The sequence below is a fragment of the Halalkalibacter okhensis genome, assembly GCF_000787375.1.
Lineage (GTDB): Bacteria > Bacillota > Bacilli > Bacillales > Bacillaceae_D > Halalkalibacter > Halalkalibacter okhensis.
This window is the reverse complement of the sequence record NZ_JRJU01000041.1, coordinates 1-16,607: the sequence shown is the minus strand read 5'-3', so window position 1 is coordinate 16,607 and position 16,607 is coordinate 1. Positions and strand designations below refer to the sequence as shown.

Sequence of the window (16,607 nt, the reverse complement as noted above, 5' to 3'; positions counted from 1 at the left end):
TGAGGTGATTATTATGGCATCCGTACTTATTGTTGATGATGCAGCATTTATGAGAATGATGATTAAAGATATCCTTTCGAAAAATGGATTTGAAATAGCTGGAGAAGCAGCAAATGGAGCAGAAGCAATCGAGAAATTTAAAGAGGTAAGTCCAGACTTAGTAACAATGGATATTACAATGCCAGAAATGGATGGAATCCAAGCTTTAAAAGAGATTAAACAAATCGATAGTGGAGCAAAAGTAATTATGTGCTCTGCCATGGGGCAACAATCCATGGTTATTGATGCGATTCAATCTGGTGCAAAAGATTTTATCGTAAAACCATTTCAAGCAGATCGTGTTCTTGAAGCAATCAAAAAAGTCTTAGGTTAATTTGACAGCCCTGAATTACCACTTGAATTGGTGATTCAGGGCTTTTTATGAATGGGAATTAAATAATCTAACAAGAGGAAACCTAATTAACTGTTGAGTATATAATAAAAGGATTCATTCAGAGGATAGATTGGCATATCTAGCCAAAATTATTTAGAGTTAAATCATACAATAGTGATATAATTCTTTTTGTTGATGTTTTTGGATAGGAGAGAAAAAAGATGATGAAAAAACAATTTGCTGTCATTGGGTTAGGACGATTTGGCAGTAGTGTTTGTAAAGAACTTTATAAGCTGGGTCATCAAGTATTGGCGATTGATTCAAAAGAAGAAAAAGTAAATGATATGACAAGACATTCTACACATAGCGCAATTGCAAATGGTACCGATGAAAAGGCCTTACAGTCACTGGGGATCCGAAACTTTGATTATGTTATTGTCGCAATAGGTGACGATATTCAGTCCAGCATTTTATGTACATTATTATTAAAAGAATTTGGTGTGACGAATGTATGGGTAAAAGCCCAAAACTATTATCATGAACGAGTGCTTGAGAAAATCGGAGCAGACCGAATTGTCCATCCAGAACAAGATATGGGAATAAGGATTGCCCAACATCTCACGTCAGAGAAAATTGTTGATTATATCGAATTGTCAGCGGATTACAGCATTGTTGAGCTGATTGCAACAGATAAAGTCGCAAATAAATCACTCATCGATTTAGATGTGCGAGCCAAGTACGGATGCACGATTCTTGGGATCAAAAGAGGAGAAGATATTAACATTGCCCCCACCCCAACAGATCAAATTGAAAAAAATGATATTTTAATTGTTATTGGTCATAAAAATGATTTGAAACGTTTTGAAGATGAGGGAATGTAAAGAAGTATAAAGGAAATAATTTAATAGGGACGAGGGATATCATGCAAAACATAAAAGATACTGTTAAAGAAGTTGTCTATGCCATCATGCCATTGTCTCTAGTTGTTATTATCCTTCAATTAACGATCATAGGAATGCCCACAGAGCTATTCATCCAATTTCTTATTGGTGTTCTAATGGTTTCTGTGGGATTAATTCTCTTTCTACTAGGAGTTCATATTGGATTATTACCCGTTGGTGAGATGATAGGAGCGGCCTTACCCAAAATGGGAAAAGCTTGGTTAGTCGTCTTTTTTGGTTTTCTTTTAGGATTTGTTGCAACAGTTGCCGAGCCAGATGTTCGGGTGTTAGCTTTGCAAGTGGATTTAGTCTCAGAAGGAATAATTTCTAGTAACCTATTAATCTATACTGTTGCTTTAGGTGTTGCCGTTTTTGTCGGGCTAGCCATGCTTAGGATTATTTTGAAAATTCCGATTACTTATTTGTTAGTCGGTGGATATGGGGTTGTATTCATACTGGCAGCGTTTACTCCAGCCCATTTTGTACCGATTTCGTTTGATGCTGGCGGTGTGACGACGGGACCGATGACGGTGCCATTTATTCTGGCTCTTGGTGTTGGAGTAGCTTCGGTTTTAAGAGGGAAGTCCGCTTCCACCGATGGATTTGGGCTTGTAGCTTTAGCTTCTATCGGTCCAATTATCGCAGTGTTGGTGCTAGGGGTGGTGTATGGATGATGATGAATATCTTTGAAGGGTTTGGGCACGTTTTATATGAAGTAGCCGTTGCCTTAGTTCCCCTTGTTATCTTTTTCTTTTTCTTTCAGATTTTTATCTTGAAGCTACCTATGAAAAAGGTAATTGATATTCTTAAGGGGATCTTTCTTACCTACTGGGGATTAGCATTCTTTCTTCAAGGGGTTCATATTGGCTTTTTACCAGCTGGGGAAGCAATGGGGACGATATTAGGCCAGAGTGAACATTTATGGAGCTTGATACCGATAGGGTTTCTTTTAGGATTTGTAGCCACATTTGCAGAACCAGCAGTTAGAATATTGAACCATGAAGTTGAAAAGGTATCTGGAGGTTATATCCCTCAAAAAATAATGCTGTATACGCTTTCTATTGGTGTGGCAGTTTCCATTGCATTATCCATGTTACGAATTTTGTTAGGAATTCCATTATGGTATTTTATTATCCCAGGGTATTTGCTAGCGCTTTTGCTTATACGATTTTCGAGCCGGACGTTTACGGCAATTGCCTTTGATTCAGGAGGAGTTGCTACAGGACCGATGACTGTCACATTTATTGTTGCGATGGCAGTTGGGATTGCTTCAGTTATTGAAGGGCGTGACCCATTACTCGATGGATTTGGAATGATTGCATTGGTGGCACTTTCACCTATATTATCCGTTTTAACCTTAGGGTTGCTTTATGGCCGAAAGGAGAAAGAAAATGATCGAACATTTGAATCTGACTCATAAATTACTTGTTACGATTGTCAAAAAAGGAGTCGCCTCTAAAGTTGTAAAAGCAACAAAAGAAGCGGGGGCAGAAGGTGGAACCATTTTATTTGGTAGAGGTACAGGGATTCATGAACAAAGAAAATTTTTAGGAATCCCTGTAGAACCTGAGAAAGAAATTATTTTAACTTTAGTCCCTGTGGAAAAAGTTGATCACATTCTTTCCATTGTTGAAGAAGCTGGAAAGTTAAATAAACCAGGAAATGGTGTCGGTTTTATCATTGACGTGAAAAAAGTGACAGGTATCGTACACTTATTAAAAATACAAAAACAAAATAGTAATCAAGGAGGGTAATAGATGGACACTCCTATTCGATATGATTTAATTGTAACAATTGTTAACAAAGGACATTCAGATAAAGTAGTAGAAGCTTCCAAGAAGGCCGGTGCAGAAGGTGGTACAATCGTGTACGGTCGTGGTACTGGCATACATGAACAAGCGAAATTATTTTCAATTGCTATTGAGCCAGAGAAAGAACTCGTTTTAACATTAATTGATCGGCAAAAAACCGATGAAGTATTAGAGACGATTCTAGTAGAAGCAGAACTGAACAAGCCTGGAAAAGGGGTTGCTTTTGTCTTAGAGGTAGAACGGACGATTGGAATTAATCATATCTTAAATAACATGTTGAACAATGAAAAGAGATAAAGGTAAGAGGAAAGTAAGAGAGGACAATCGCATTGACCGTATGCGATTGTCCTTTTGTACTACTCTGCAGCTTTTTGGAAAGTTGGATTTGATATTTTACTTTCGTTTAACATTTGTTTCAGTTCATTTTTACTTTGTTTTGAGACAAGAATATATAGAATGTCACCAGAACAAATTCTCGATTCTCCATACGGTGTAATTAAATTTCCGTTTCTTATGATTGCATTTACAAGAACATCTTTTGGAAACGTGATTTCAGCTAAAGATTGTCCGATAAGCGGATTATCTTCGTTTATCTCTACCTCAATTACTTCTGCATTTGCCTTTCCAATTGACACAAGTTCTAATGAATGGATAGGAGTTTCCTTTTTCATCCCGGTTAAACTTAATTTTTCAGCCAAAAATGAAATCGTAGAACCTTGAGCTAATGCAGAGGTTAAGACAACGAAAAAGACAACGTTGAAAAACAATTGACTGTTTTCAAGCCCAGAGATCATTGGGAATGTTGCTAATACAATTGGTACAGCTCCTCGTAAGCCAGCCCATGATAGGAAGAGTTTTTCCTTAATCGCAAATTTCATACCTATTGTGGATAGAAATACAGCGATCGGTCGTGCAATCAGGATTAGAGTGAACGAAAGGATAAATCCTTTAACAACAATATCTAGTTGGAATAGTTGAGCAGGAAATACGAGCAATCCAAGAATCACAAACATAAGGATTTGCATCATCCATGCGAAGCCTTCATTAAAACGAAAGATCGAATGTCGATAGGTTAATTCTGCATTGCCTAATACGAGAGCCGCAACGTACACAGCTAGTAACCCACTTGCTCCAATTAAAGCCGTTACACTATAGGTTAATAATGCGAATGCCATAGCAAAAACGGGGTACAAGCCACTTGAATCAAGATTGATCCGGTTAATGGCCCACGTAGCAAACTTACCAAGTCCTAACCCTATAATTAACCCTAAACCCATCTGCCAAAAGAATGAACCGACAAGAAGAAAGTAATTTGGCTGATCGGTCATAATTAATTGAATAAATGAGATGGTTAAAAAAACAGCCATCGGGTCGTTTGTGCCTGATTCAGCCTCTAATGTAGCGCCAAGGCGTTCACGGAGATTAACCCCCTTTAATCCAGCAAAGACTGCCGCAGCATCTGTTGAACCAACAATGGCCCCAAATAAAAACGCTTCTAACCAAGTTACATCTAAAATATATTTTGCAGCTGCTGCAACAACAGATGAAGTAATTAATACTCCAAATGTGGCAAGCGACAGGGCAGGAATGGTAACTGGTTTAACGGTAGTCCATTTTGTTTGTAAACCACCTTCAAATAATATAATGACTAAGGCTACGATTCCGATTAACTGAGCATAATTCGCATTATCGAAATAAATAAATCCAATTCCATCACTGCCTGCTAACATTCCAACTAACATGAATAAAACTAGCGCTGGCACACCAAGTCTTGTGGAGAATTTTGCCGTCACTACACCTGCAATTAAAAGGAGGGCAGCCATTAAAACAAAATAATCAATATTAAATAGTCCGTCAAACATTTGGTTATCTCTCCTTTTGTTTAATATTTTCTATCTAGAAGTTGACTATAAATTTACATCTAGTTGAGGAGGCTCAACTTTTTCATCAATTATGCCTATATAACGTAAAGTAGCACCTCGTGTCTCATGGTTGAACCGGCGTTGTAAGAGAGAGACAGCAATTCCTTGTTTATAACCATGATAGCCAAATGTTTTGCGTAATGTGTGCGTGCCAATTTTACCTCCAATATCAGCTTTTGTTGCAGCTTGATTAATAATTCTGTACGCTTGCTGGCGAGTAATGGGTCCATTTTTATTTGCAGATAAAAACAAATAATCGTCATGGCTAAGCTTGGCATGTCTTACATAATGGCAGATGGCTTGTTTCACTTTTTTATTTAAATAGACATGATCTGTGCATGATTTCCCTTGAATTAAGATAAAATCACGTGGGGAATCATTTTCCATCACATCGCTATATAAGAGTCCTAACATTTGACTAATTCGTAATCCAGTATTTATTCCAAGAACGAATAATAAAAAATCACGTTTTGACCGTTTTTGTAAGTAATGCTTCATCACTCGTATTTTCTCAATTTGTCGAATAGGTTCTACAAATTCCATTTGGTCAGCCCCTTTAAACTAGTTACATATTATTAGTATAGCATAGATTTATGTAACTAAATTCAAATTTGCATGTAATTCAGTCAATTTAATTATTTTTATTTTAAAATTGATATTGTTTGAGAATTGTAAGTGTTTACACTGCTTAAGCCAAAGCAAAGGATAAAAAAAGAAGAAGTGCAGTCTCAAACGAAAACCCAAAGATGTTTCGCGAATACATCATAGGAGTTTCAAAAATGTTTGTGCATCTTCTTCTAAGTAAGTTCTAGCTAAAACTATATGATTAGTATAGGCTTAAGAGCCTAAATGTGTGCGTTATCATAACAGAATTTGTTACACTTACTCTATATAATAAATTGTTAAAGGCGGAGAAAAAATGAAGCATTTAGAAGTCGTTCTAAAAGAACAGTTTTTTATTGAGGTTGAAGACTTTTCTTCACACTTAAAGGGGATCTCTATTTGGGAGATGCTTGATCCAGAAATAATGGAGAAAGTGGTAGATGATCGGAGGACCTGCTTCAATGCCGCAGATCGTCGACTCGGTGGAGCAAACTTGATGAAATGGTTTGGAAACTTGATAACCGCTCATTTATATACATACTTTATCCATAATAAATGGCTTCAATATGAAAGCTTACACTTTGTAGGAGAAGGAAAAGAAGCCCATTTCCAAATGCTTCAACCTCAGTGGGTAGATATAAATGAAGAAGAACGAGAGAGCATAGGTAAAGAAAAAATTACAAAGTTAATTGAACAGGTCCAACCTTTATTTCAGAAAATTGCGGAAACGTCAGGTCTATCTAAGCAACAAGTTTGGGGGTTAGTCACCAATCCATATTATAATCGCTTTCCTACATGGAAAAATGAAGAGACAGCAGTTCTAACAATTGAAAGAGATCATGAGATGCTTAAGACATTGCCACCTGACATTTTTGGATTAAAACGAAATCCGTTTGATTTAACATTCCGCTATGTTGATTCTTGGAAAGACCCTGATTTAAAAGTAAGAATAAAAGGCGCTTGTTGTATGAGTTATTTAAAAGCGGAGGGAAATTATTGCTACGCATGCCCGAAATTAACAAATGAAGAGCGGAATTTGCGGGCACAGCAACTAAAAAGTCAGATGTAATTGAAGTTTTAAGTGAGATAATAGGATCCTTCCCACCTTACCAACATTGGAGTCTTGATTGTTGCATTCAAGTCGTTAGCATTCATTTTAATGAGAAGAGACTATATATAGTGTAAACGAAATCATTTTCTCATGAGAATGAAATGCAATAAGAATACTAGACTAAAAGACTTGAGCCGAAAAATCAGATATTTCTGTAAGGAATGTTTGAAACGTGATTCTTAAGGGTAATTTAAATACTAACAGAAAGTAGGAGGGATTGAAATGATAAACGACTTTGCAATGGATCCGAGGGTTACTAAGCAGTTACGAGTGATTAAAAGTTTACAGTCACGCTCAGAAGACACGGTGCAATCCTTATACGCACAGGCTATCATAGAATATTCACTCTATCACTTTAAAAAAGAACGACTGAAAAAACTGATTGATAAAGCATTATATGAAAGAGATGAAGGGCAATTTCAAAAATGGGCTACAGAATATAAACAATGGATAGATTCACATGGGGAAGGAAAAACGGTAAGAGAAGATGGATTTGAATTGTATTTAACCTTTGAGAGCTAGCTGCAGACCTAATCTGGTTATGTGGGCGCATTGAACGAGTAATGACGATATAATTAAGTTAGAACCGGGATGTCCAAAAGGTCTAGAATCTTTTGGACATCCCTATTTTACTTTTGTGAGAGTTTTTTTATGCTTCTGTTAATAGTTCATAAGCGTTTGTGAAAATAGGATCAGTTTTAATATAGCTAGTAAATACATAGTGAAGAGCACGTTCTTCGTCCTTCGTAAACTGCAATATTTCTTTGTAAGCTGACATTAAAAAGCGATCATAGGTGAGCAACATTTTCATTCGTTCAGGATGATAGGACATGATAGTTCGTCTCCTTTCTATAAGTTTTTTCATTTATTATGCCCATTTTCCATATACATCTAACAAGTGAATCACTCGAAATACTGTAAGCGTTTACAGATTTACATTGACAATAATCTGAACTTTTTGTACAATTTTAACAGACTAACCAGTCGGTTAATTTAGTTCATTAAGTTATTTATCTTATGTATTCTATTCAAATGAATTAATAATGGAAGGTGGTGGGAGCACGAATGAAGAAAAAACCTACGAAGGAACGGATTATTGAAACGGCTCTCCTTCTTTTTGAAGAGAACGGCTATCATGCTGTAACCGTAGATCGAATTGTAAAGGAAAGTGGTTCATCGAAGGGCGGATTTTACCATAATTTTAAATCAAAAGATGAACTTTTATATACCGTACATGACTCCTTTATTACATACATCTTAGATAAGGCAGAAGATGCATATAATCGGTATTCCACACCTGCAGAGCGGCTGTATGAAACCATTCGATCATTTGTGATGATGTTTGAATTGTATCGGCCACATGTCACGGTTTTTTATCAAGAGTCTCTATACTTAAATAAGGAATACTTTGACACGATTAAATTAAAGAGAAGACGTTACAAAAATATGATGTTTCGTCTTGTGGAAGAAGGAATAGCGTGTGGGGAATTTAGAAAAGAAATTCCTGTGCCTATCACCTCAATGGCTATTTTTGGTATGACGAACTGGACTTACAAGTGGTACAAAGAAACAGGTCAGTATTCAATTCAAGAAATTGCGAATATTTATGCTGATTTAGTCATGAATGCAGTCTTAACGAAAGAGGCACGTCTAAAACAAGAATATATGCGCTTTTTTCTTAGGAGTGAATAGGAATTAAGTCAAAAGGGGTTGTTCATATGGATATGTATGATTTTATTCAAGATATGGAAGACCGTCGTGATCGAATCAAACAGGGGGGAGGACAAAAGCGAATTGACGCCCAACATGAGCGAGGAAAATTGACGGCTAGAGAACGAATAGATTATTTGCTCGATGAAGGAACATTTGTTGAACTGAACCCTTTTATTGAATTTCGAGGAGATGCCTTTTGTTCAGATCAAGCCCCTGGTGAAGGAGTCGTCACAGGATACGGAAAAATACATGGAAGTCTTGTCTTTTTATTTGCACAAGACTTCACGGTATTTGGTGGGGCATTAGGGGAAATGCATGCACAAAAAATTGCGAAGGTCATGGACTTAGCGGCTGAAAATGGTGCACCTATAATTGGACTGAACGATTCTGGTGGAGCTCGTATTCAAGAAGGTGTCTTATCTTTAGATGGGTATGGGCATGTCTTTTATCGAAATGCGATATATTCAGGAGTCATTCCCCAAATTTCTGTTATTATGGGACCTTGTGCTGGTGGAGCTGTTTACTCCCCAGCAATTACTGATTTTGTATTTATGGTGGAAAAAACAAGCCAAATGTTTATTACTGGACCAAAAGTAATTGAGAGTGTTACAGGAGCAAAAATCAATGCGGAGGATTTAGGAGGGGCAAAGGTGCATTCTAGTGTAAGTGGGAATGCACATTTTACCGGAAAAACCGAAGAAGATGTATTAGCAGAAGTGCGAAGGTTAATTCAATTTCTTCCTGCAAACCACGAGGAGCGTGCGGTTTATCTTAAACCAAAGGAAAAACGACCAGTTGATGAACGAATAAATGAATTGCTTGATCTCGTTCCAGTTGACGGTACGAAAGTATATGACGTTAGGAAAGTAATAAAGAAAATTGTTGATGACGGAGAATTTATGGAGGTTCAACCGCTTTTTGCGAAAAACATTGTCATTGGCTTTGGCCGAATTGCTGGAGAAACGGTTGGAATCATTGCCAATAATCCAAAGATGATGGCAGGTGGACTTGACATTAATTCATCAGATAAATGCTCAAGATTCATTAGATTTTGTGATTGTTTTAATATCCCGCTTATTACTTTTGAAGATGTAAGCGGATTCATTCCGGGGGTTCAACAGGAGCATGGTGGAATTATTCGACATGGTGCAAAGATTTTATATGCTTATTCTGAAGCAACCGTACCAAAAATAACGGTTATTGTCAGAAAAGCATTTGGTGGTGCATATGTTGCATTAAATAGCAAAGCTATCGGTGCTGATTTAGTATTTGCATGGCCGAATGCAGAAATAGCTGTTATGGGCCCAGAAGGTGCAGCAACAATTATTTATGCGAAAGAAATAAAAGAAAGCCCGAACCCTGAAGAAAAACGGCAACAAAAAATTAATGAATACAAGAAGCGATTTGCTAATCCGTATATTGCCGCTGCAAATGGAATGGTCGATGATGTTATCGATCCAAGAGACACTAGGCGAAGCCTTATTCATGGGTTGGAAATGTTGAAAAAGAAAAAGAAACAACTACCTAAGAAAAAACATGGCAATATCCCATTGTAAGAAGAAGCAATTGGAATAGTAAACAATCTATTGTAGTGCTAAAAAGAGGGCATTGAAAAGAAATGGTCTCTCTAACGCCTTATTTGTCAGGAAGGGAGTGAGCGGTGAAGCCAAAGTGGCTACCGAATATGATGGATATGACTTTTAATGAATTTCCAGTTCCTACGTATGAACAATGGCGTAAAGTTGTAGAAAAGTCTTTAAAAGGGAAATCGTTTGAAGAAACGCTTCTAACACAACTCCAAGACGATATTGTCCTTGAACCTATGTATCAATCAAAAGATATTGAAGCATGCAAGACTCTCGTTGATCAACCTGGCACCTTTCCTTATGTAAGAGGGACAAAAAAAGTACCAGTACGATTGGCGGTTAGTCAAGAATTAGGTGCAGCCACACCTATATTACTTAGAGAGAGGGTAACACACGAGTTTGCAAGAGGACAAAATGTCATGCATGTCGTGATTACAAATAAAATGAAAAATGGAGAAAAGCCAAAATGCGAAGAGACAATGACTTCCGTTCCTTTATTTGATTTAGAAGATGTACAGAAAGCATTTTGTGGTCTCGACTTGTCCCAACTTCCGTTTCATATTGATACAGGGGTCGTAAGCCTTCCGCTCTTAAGTGCTTTGAATCTAGTTACCAGCAAACTAACGGGCACGATTGGTTCTGACCCATTGCACCAATTGGCTAAGGAAGGGAATATGAATTACTCATTAGGATGCAGTTATGATTTGATGGCTTGGGCAGTGAAGTGGGCAAAAGGACATCACTCAGAATTACGCACAGTCCTAGTTCAAAGTCATGTGTATCACAATGGAGGAGCAAGCCCTGCATTGGAAATCGCAAGTGCCCTCTCAACGGGTGTTGAATATGTCGAAGCCCTCATGAAACGTGGAGTTTCTGCAACAGAGGCAGGAGAATCCATTACGTTTTCATTTTCTATCGGGCAAGACTTTTTTAGCGAAATAGCCAAAATTCGTGCCGTTCGCACACTTTGGGCAGTGATAATGAATGAGTTTGGCGCAACAGAACTTGGCCAAAAAATGGTGATTCATGCAAAAACCTCATTGTTTACGAAATCAAAAGAAGATCCATATGTGAATATATTACGTGGAACGAGTGAGGCATTTTCAGCAGCAATAGCTGGAGTAGAAAGTCTTTGTGTGAGTCCATTTGATGAGCTTGTGCAAGAGCCAACTGAATTCTCAAGCCGTATTGCCAGAAATACAACTTTGATATTGCAGGATGAGGCATATATTGGCGCAACGGTAGATCCTGCAGGGGGATCTTGGTATATTGAGCATTTAACAGAACAAATAGCGGAAAAAGCGTGGGCGATATTTCAAGAGTTTGAACGTGCTGGAGGAATGTTTGCATCATTAAAAAGCGGTCTTGTTCAAACAAAAGTTGAAACTTGCTGGAACCAAAAAGTAGAAGACATCAAACACAGAAAACAAACGATGATTGGCGTGAATCAATACGTTAATAAGACCGAAAATAAATTAGCAAAACAAAAATCAGGAAAAGCAGCACGAAACGAGTATTTTCTTAGACTAGAGGATGCTGAAGATCAGCCAATTAAAGGAATACCAGAAGCAATGGACGACGTCAAAAAGATGGTTCAACAAAACACCCCTTTTCATCAAATACATCACCTATTACAAGGCAACTGTCAAACAGTTAAAATTAAACCCATTGTTCAAAGACGCTTAGCCGAACCGTTTGAACAACTACGCATTCGTTCCAATCATATCAAAGAGCAAGTATCAGAACCTGTTGTCTACCTTGTTCGGATAGGTAGTGTTGCTTCTCATAAAGCAAGAGTAGATTTTAGTAAGGAACTGTTTCAATGCGGTGGGTTTAAAGTAGAAGAGTCTACTCCTGTGGAAACATCTGAAGAAATCATTGATCTAGCTAAAAAACATAAACTTGTTGTTCTATGTGGGAAGGACGAAAGTTATGAAAAAGTAGCTTTGCCAGTCGTTAAACAACTTAAGCAAAAAGGAACTCAAATTTATATAGCAGGTCGTCAAACAGACTCAAATATGAAGCAATTATTAGAAGCTGGTTTGGCAGGAGCTATTGATAGGAACACAAATGCTTACCAGTTCTTGTATGATTTGCAAGAAGAGATTGGAGGAAGTAAGCTATGAAACAGAAACCAGACTTTCATAAAATACCTTTTCCATCTTTTAATGAAATTAGAGAGAATGTAAACGGGCCCGAGGTGGCTGTGGTTCAAACGGCAGAACAAATTCCAATTAAATCTGTATATACGAGAAAAGACCTCGAGAACATGAGTCATTTGAATTATGTATCAGGCATAGCTCCTTACTTTCGCGGCCCGTACCCAGCCATGTACAAAACACGCCCGTGGACAGTTAGGCAATATGCAGGGTTCTCTACTGCAGAAGAAAGCAATGCCTTCTATCGTAGAAATTTAGCAGCAGGACAAAAAGGGTTATCGATTGCTTTTGATTTAGCTACCCACAGGGGATATGATTCCGATCATCCCCGTGTAGTAGGGGATGTTGGAAAAGCGGGAGTTGCAGTTGATTCAATCTTGGATATGAATATTTTATTTGATGGCATTCCGCTTGATCAAATGTCTGTATCGATGACGATGAATGGAGCCGTGTTACCAATCATGACGTTTTATATCGTTGCAGCAGAGGAGCAAGGTGTTCCTTTAGAAAAACTGACAGGTACAATCCAAAACGATATTTTAAAAGAGTACATGGTACGAAACACTTATATTTATCCACCTGAGGCATCGATGAAAGTAATAGCGGATATTTTTGCCTATACATCAAAGCATATGCCTAAGTTTAATAGTATTAGCATTTCAGGTTATCATATGCAGGAGGCTGGAGCCACAGCTGATATTGAACTTGCCTATACTCTTGCTGATGGACTTGAGTATGTGCGAACGGGAATCAAGGCTGGGCTTGATATTGATCAATTTGCTCCAAGGCTGTCATTCTTTTGGGCGATTGGGATGAATCATTTTATGGAAGTGGCAAAAATGAGAGCAGCTAGATTGCTATGGGCAAAATTAATGAAGCCATTTGAGCCGAAAAATGAAAAATCACTCGCATTAAGAACACATTCGCAGACGTCTGGATGGAGCTTGACAGAACAAGATCCGTACAACAATGTCATACGAACGTGTGTTGAGGCGATGGCAGCTGCTCTAGGTCATACACAATCACTGCATACGAATGCGTTAGATGAGGCGATCGCTTTGCCTACTGATTTCTCTGCTCGAATTGCTCGAAATACACAGCTATACTTACAAACTGAAACAGGGATTACAAATGTATTAGATCCATGGGGAGGATCTTATTATGTAGAGTCTTTAACTGCGGAATTGATGAAAAAAGCGTGGTCTCATATTGAAGAAGTGGAACAACTTGGAGGAATGGCAAAGGCAATTGAAACAGGGCTACCTAAAATGCGCATCGAAGAAGCGGCAGCTCGAAGACAAGCAAAGATTGATTCGAATAAAGAAACGATTATTGGTGTGAACAAATATCGTCTGGAGCAAGAAGAGGACCTTGAAATACTTGATATTGATAATTCTGCTGTTAGAACTGCTCAACTAAAACGATTAGAAAAAGTAAGGAATGAGCGTAATCAACTAGAGGTAGATCAGGCACTTGCTGATTTAACAAATGCAGCAAAGACTGGAGAAGGGAACTTATTAGAGTACGCGATTGCTGCTGCAAGAGTAAGGGCCACTCTTGGTGAAATATCTATGGCGTATGAAAAAGTGGTTGGTCGCCACAAAGCAGTTATTAGATCAATAAGCGGTGTTTATCGTGCTGAGTTTGGGGAGAAGGAGATCATGGATGAAATTCGGCAAATCACAGATCAATTCGCTGAAGACGAAGGCAGACGTCCGCGGATTATGATTGCGAAAATGGGACAGGATGGTCATGATCGCGGAGCGAAAGTGATTTCAACCGCATTTGCTGACATGGGGTTTGATGTCGACATTGGACCGTTATTTCAAACACCTGAAGAAGCAGCCATGCAAGCTGTTGAAAATGATGTGCATATCATTGGTGTAAGTTCTTTAGCTGCTGGACATAAGACGTTGCTTCCTCAAGTCATCGAGGAGCTTCGCAGGTTAGAAAGAGAAGACATTCTTGTTATTATTGGTGGTGTAATCCCTGCTCAAGATTATCAATTCTTAAAAGATAAGGGGGCAGCGGCCATTTTTGGACCAGGCACCGTTATCCCGATCGCGGCTAAGCAAATTATGGAGGAATTAAATAAACGATTGGGCTATGCAGTGGACTAAGAAATAAGTTTTTATCTACTTATTATGTAGCTATAGAGGTGTCTAAAGTTGTGCTTCTTAGGCACCTTTCATAGCTTTGTAGGGAGGAGGAGCTATGGGTCAGCAGGCTAACAGGCGAGGTTCACTTACTAAAGAAGAGTATATAGAAGGAGTTAAAAAAAATAATCGAGCGATTTTAGCTAGAGCAATTACCCTAATAGAAAGCAATGCGAAAAGGCATTTTTCTATAGCGCAAGATGTCCTAACGACTCTTATTCCTGTTACAGGAAAGTCGATAAGGCTTGGGGTGACTGGTGTTCCTGGAGCTGGGAAATCGACTTTTATCGAGGCGATTGGTACGATGCTTTGTGACAAAGGACACCGTGTTGCTGTACTAGCTGTCGATCCTTCAAGTTCGTTATCACGAGGGAGTATACTTGGAGATAAAACAAGAATGGAGCTCTTATCTAAACATCCTAACGCCTTTGTACGGCCGTCTCCTGCTGGAGGAACTTTAGGGGGAGTAGCTAGGAAAACAAGGGAGACAATCCTTTTATGTGAAGCAGCAGGCTACGACATTATTATCGTTGAAACAGTTGGGGTTGGTCAGAGTGAAATTACTGTTCGTTCAATGGTTGATTGTTTCTTAGTATTAATGCTAACAGGTGCTGGTGATGAGCTGCAAGGAATGAAAAAAGGCATGATGGAATTAATAGATTTATTAATCATTCATAAGGCAGATGGGAGCAACGTCCAAAAAGCCGAGCAAGCGAAAGTAGATTTAAGCCGAATCCTTCATATGTTACCTGAAACGACAAAGGGGTGGGAGCCAAAAGTTCAAACCGTTTCATCACAAACGGGACGAGGCATAGAAGAATGCTGGAATGCAGTTGAAATGTTTATTCAATTTGTGAAGGAATCAAATCAATTCGCAGAACGAAGAAAAGCACAAGCGATGAATTGGTTTTATTCTTTGCTAGAGGAGCAGCTTCTTTCAAACTTTTATGAAAATACGAAAGTGAAGAGTGAATTATCATTGGTGTCAGAAGCAGTTGAAAATGGTCAAATCAGTCCGACTAAAGCAGCTGTTGAGTTATTAAATAAATATCAACATCAATGAGTCCAAGATTTCTTTATTCAGTATGATCAGCTAAAATGTAGTAAAAGGGGGAAACATCTTATTGGAGGGGATAAAATGAATGATTGCCAGAGGTGCAGTCAATTTCCAGAGTTAAAGTCGAAAGGGTATTTACTGTTTCATAGTAAGAATACAATGATTACACACAGTTTAAAGAAAATAGTTCAAAAATACGAGGAAAATGATAGTTTGGTCTTCGTTCCATATACGTCTTTTGAGCACCTAGAAGAAATGGTGTTAAAGATTCGTGCCTCCTTCACGAAAGAAGAAAAAGAGCAATTAGTTGGTACGTACACTGACGAGAATAAAAACCAAAACCGATTTGTTAATATGACATCATTTCCAGTTCTTAGCGAACGTCTGAAAAATCGAGACTTTGTCTCAATTATTAATAAAAGAATGTTTACTCAGCATTTGCAGCCTATAATTTCTTTACAACAAAATGACGTTTTTGGGTATGAATTTTTATTACGACCATTGCCAAATGGCTACCCATTCTCCCCAGGAGAACTGTTTTCATTCTCACAACGAGCTGGTTTACAATCAAATTTAGATAGTCAGGCACGAATTGCTTCAATAGAAATTAGTTCTAGGCTTGTAAAACCTGGAGTGAAGAGATTTATCAATTTTTTGCCATCATCGATCTATGATCCGAATCATTGTTTGAAAAGTACATTTAAAGCAGTAGAAAAATACGGAGTAGCACCAACTGATCTCGTATTTGAAGTTGTCGAGACAGAAAAAATTCAAAATATGGACCATTTAAAAATGATCTTTCGTACTTATCAAGAGCATGGAATGAAAGTTGCATTGGATGATTTAGGTTCAGGCTTTTCTAGTGTAGAAGTCTTAAAGGAATTGAAACCTAATTTCACTAAAATTGATCGTAGTCTTATCGCTTATTGTGACCAAGACCAAGAAAAGCAGTCTAGAATAAAAGAGATTTTAGACATAGGGAATGCATATGGGATGACTGTTTTAGCAGAAGGAATTGAGCGTCCGGAAGAAGCCCAATTCTGCCAACAGGTAGGTATTTCACTGGCGCAAGGGTATTTCTTTGGGAAGCCAAATGATCAACCTTTAGTTCAAGATCAACTAAGTGAACAGCGAGTGTATTAGTCGGTTGACGAATGTAAATAGCTAGTAAAAAA

17 protein-coding genes are annotated in these 16,607 nt (G+C 38.1%); 14 read left to right on the top strand and 3 right to left on the bottom strand.

Annotation, left to right across the window (positions count from 1 at the left end; all coding sequences use genetic code 11):
• Positions 1-13 precede the first annotated feature (13 nt).
• The 6 genes from LQ50_RS20235 to LQ50_RS26085 all read left to right on the top strand — a co-directional run bounded on the left by LQ50_RS20235 (position 14) and on the right by LQ50_RS26085 (position 3,422).
• Complete coding sequence (locus LQ50_RS20235; protein WP_034632822.1) at positions 14-373, top strand: response regulator; 360 nt, start codon at positions 14-16, stop codon at positions 371-373.
• Between the two features lie 224 nt (positions 374-597).
• Positions 598-1,254: a potassium channel family protein gene (locus LQ50_RS20230; protein ID WP_034632856.1), complete on the top strand. Its 657-nt coding sequence runs from the start codon at positions 598-600 to the stop codon at positions 1,252-1,254.
• A gap of 41 nt (positions 1,255-1,295) precedes the next feature.
• Complete coding sequence (locus tag LQ50_RS20225) at positions 1,296-1,988, top strand: DUF1538 domain-containing protein (protein ID WP_034632819.1); 693 nt, start codon at positions 1,296-1,298, stop codon at positions 1,986-1,988.
• Entirely contained in the window at positions 1,985-2,734 is a 750-nt protein-coding gene (locus LQ50_RS20220) for a DUF1538 domain-containing protein (RefSeq protein WP_034632816.1), read from the top strand. Before LQ50_RS20225 ends, LQ50_RS20220 begins: the two co-directional genes overlap by 4 nt.
• Positions 2,706-3,068 carry a P-II family nitrogen regulator gene (locus LQ50_RS26090; RefSeq protein ID WP_034632814.1) on the top strand — a complete coding sequence of 121 codons (363 nt, stop codon included), beginning with the start codon at positions 2,706-2,708 and terminating at the stop codon, positions 3,066-3,068. The genes LQ50_RS20220 and LQ50_RS26090 overlap by 29 nt, the downstream gene beginning before the upstream one ends.
• A gap of 3 nt (positions 3,069-3,071) precedes the next feature.
• Complete coding sequence (locus LQ50_RS26085; protein ID WP_034632811.1) at positions 3,072-3,422, top strand: P-II family nitrogen regulator; 351 nt, start codon at positions 3,072-3,074, stop codon at positions 3,420-3,422.
• Positions 3,423-3,481: 59 nt separating this feature from the next.
• Here LQ50_RS26085 and LQ50_RS20205 read toward each other — a convergent pair whose 3' ends face one another.
• Together LQ50_RS20205 and LQ50_RS20200 are read right to left on the bottom strand one after the other, a co-directional pair.
• Positions 3,482-4,987, bottom strand: a complete 1,506-nt coding sequence (locus LQ50_RS20205) for a potassium/proton antiporter (protein ID WP_034632809.1) — start codon at positions 4,985-4,987, stop codon at positions 3,482-3,484.
• A gap of 45 nt (positions 4,988-5,032) precedes the next feature.
• Positions 5,033-5,590 carry a tyrosine-type recombinase/integrase gene (locus LQ50_RS20200; RefSeq protein ID WP_034632806.1) on the bottom strand — a complete coding sequence of 186 codons (558 nt, stop codon included), beginning with the start codon at positions 5,588-5,590 and terminating at the stop codon, positions 5,033-5,035.
• A 376-nt stretch (positions 5,591-5,966) separates the two neighbouring features.
• Here LQ50_RS20200 and LQ50_RS20195 point away from each other — a divergent pair, with 376 nt between their 5' ends.
• A complete protein-coding gene (locus LQ50_RS20195) occupies positions 5,967-6,719 on the top strand; it encodes a hypothetical protein (protein ID WP_034632803.1) in 753 nt (250 codons plus the stop codon).
• A gap of 264 nt (positions 6,720-6,983) precedes the next feature.
• Positions 6,984-7,283: an IDEAL domain-containing protein gene (locus LQ50_RS20190; protein ID WP_034632800.1), complete on the top strand. Its 300-nt coding sequence runs from the start codon at positions 6,984-6,986 to the stop codon at positions 7,281-7,283.
• A gap of 127 nt (positions 7,284-7,410) precedes the next feature.
• Here LQ50_RS20190 and LQ50_RS20185 read toward each other — a convergent pair whose 3' ends face one another.
• Entirely contained in the window at positions 7,411-7,593 is a 183-nt protein-coding gene (locus LQ50_RS20185; RefSeq protein WP_034632798.1) for a hypothetical protein, read from the bottom strand.
• A gap of 233 nt (positions 7,594-7,826) precedes the next feature.
• On the opposite strand from LQ50_RS20185, the gene LQ50_RS20180 reads away from it, so the two are divergent.
• The 6 genes from LQ50_RS20180 (at position 7,827) to LQ50_RS20155 (ending at position 16,575) form a co-directional block, all read left to right on the top strand.
• Positions 7,827-8,453, top strand: a complete 627-nt coding sequence (locus LQ50_RS20180) for a TetR/AcrR family transcriptional regulator (RefSeq protein WP_034632797.1) — start codon at positions 7,827-7,829, stop codon at positions 8,451-8,453.
• Between the two features lie 26 nt (positions 8,454-8,479).
• On the top strand, positions 8,480-10,030 hold the full coding sequence (locus LQ50_RS20175) for an acyl-CoA carboxylase subunit beta (RefSeq protein ID WP_034632796.1): 1,551 nt from the start codon (positions 8,480-8,482) through the stop codon (positions 10,028-10,030).
• Positions 10,031-10,134: 104 nt separating this feature from the next.
• Complete coding sequence (locus tag LQ50_RS20170) at positions 10,135-12,186, top strand: methylmalonyl-CoA mutase family protein (protein WP_034632794.1); 2,052 nt, start codon at positions 10,135-10,137, stop codon at positions 12,184-12,186.
• Positions 12,183-14,339 carry a methylmalonyl-CoA mutase gene (gene scpA, locus LQ50_RS20165; RefSeq protein ID WP_034632793.1) on the top strand — a complete coding sequence of 719 codons (2,157 nt, stop codon included), beginning with the start codon at positions 12,183-12,185 and terminating at the stop codon, positions 14,337-14,339. The genes LQ50_RS20170 and scpA overlap by 4 nt, the downstream gene beginning before the upstream one ends.
• Positions 14,340-14,433: 94 nt before the next feature.
• Complete coding sequence (gene meaB / locus LQ50_RS20160; RefSeq protein WP_034632791.1) at positions 14,434-15,438, top strand: methylmalonyl Co-A mutase-associated GTPase MeaB; 1,005 nt, start codon at positions 14,434-14,436, stop codon at positions 15,436-15,438.
• A 75-nt stretch (positions 15,439-15,513) separates the two neighbouring features.
• On the top strand, positions 15,514-16,575 hold the full coding sequence (locus LQ50_RS20155) for an EAL domain-containing protein (protein WP_052144890.1): 1,062 nt from the start codon (positions 15,514-15,516) through the stop codon (positions 16,573-16,575).
• The last annotated feature ends 32 nt before the right edge of the window (positions 16,576-16,607 follow it).

Excerpts from the sequence above, each read along its gene's own strand:
- LQ50_RS20155 (WP_052144890.1), top strand. The coding sequence starts at position 15,514 with ATGAATGATTGCCAGAGGTGCAGTCAATTTCCAGAGTTAAAGTCGAAA.
- LQ50_RS20225 (WP_034632819.1), top strand. The coding sequence starts at position 1,296 with ATGCAAAACATAAAAGATACTGTTAAAGAAGTTGTCTATGCCATCATG.
- scpA (WP_034632793.1), top strand. The coding sequence starts at position 12,183 with ATGAAACAGAAACCAGACTTTCATAAAATACCTTTTCCATCTTTTAAT.
- LQ50_RS20205 (WP_034632809.1), bottom strand. The coding sequence starts at position 4,987 with ATGTTTGACGGACTATTTAATATTGATTATTTTGTTTTAATGGCTGCC.
- LQ50_RS26090 (WP_034632814.1), top strand. The coding sequence starts at position 2,706 with ATGATCGAACATTTGAATCTGACTCATAAATTACTTGTTACGATTGTC.
- LQ50_RS20235 (WP_034632822.1), top strand. The coding sequence starts at position 14 with ATGGCATCCGTACTTATTGTTGATGATGCAGCATTTATGAGAATGATG.
- LQ50_RS20230 (WP_034632856.1), top strand. The coding sequence starts at position 598 with ATGAAAAAACAATTTGCTGTCATTGGGTTAGGACGATTTGGCAGTAGT.
- LQ50_RS20180 (WP_034632797.1), top strand. The coding sequence starts at position 7,827 with ATGAAGAAAAAACCTACGAAGGAACGGATTATTGAAACGGCTCTCCTT.
- LQ50_RS20175 (WP_034632796.1), top strand. The coding sequence starts at position 8,480 with ATGGATATGTATGATTTTATTCAAGATATGGAAGACCGTCGTGATCGA.
- LQ50_RS20220 (WP_034632816.1), top strand. The coding sequence starts at position 1,985 with ATGATGATGAATATCTTTGAAGGGTTTGGGCACGTTTTATATGAAGTA.
- LQ50_RS26085 (WP_034632811.1), top strand. The coding sequence starts at position 3,072 with ATGGACACTCCTATTCGATATGATTTAATTGTAACAATTGTTAACAAA.
- LQ50_RS20185 (WP_034632798.1), bottom strand. The coding sequence starts at position 7,593 with ATGTCCTATCATCCTGAACGAATGAAAATGTTGCTCACCTATGATCGC.
- LQ50_RS20195 (WP_034632803.1), top strand. The coding sequence starts at position 5,967 with ATGAAGCATTTAGAAGTCGTTCTAAAAGAACAGTTTTTTATTGAGGTT.
- LQ50_RS20190 (WP_034632800.1), top strand. The coding sequence starts at position 6,984 with ATGATAAACGACTTTGCAATGGATCCGAGGGTTACTAAGCAGTTACGA.
- meaB (WP_034632791.1), top strand. The coding sequence starts at position 14,434 with ATGGGTCAGCAGGCTAACAGGCGAGGTTCACTTACTAAAGAAGAGTAT.
- LQ50_RS20200 (WP_034632806.1), bottom strand. The coding sequence starts at position 5,590 with ATGGAATTTGTAGAACCTATTCGACAAATTGAGAAAATACGAGTGATG.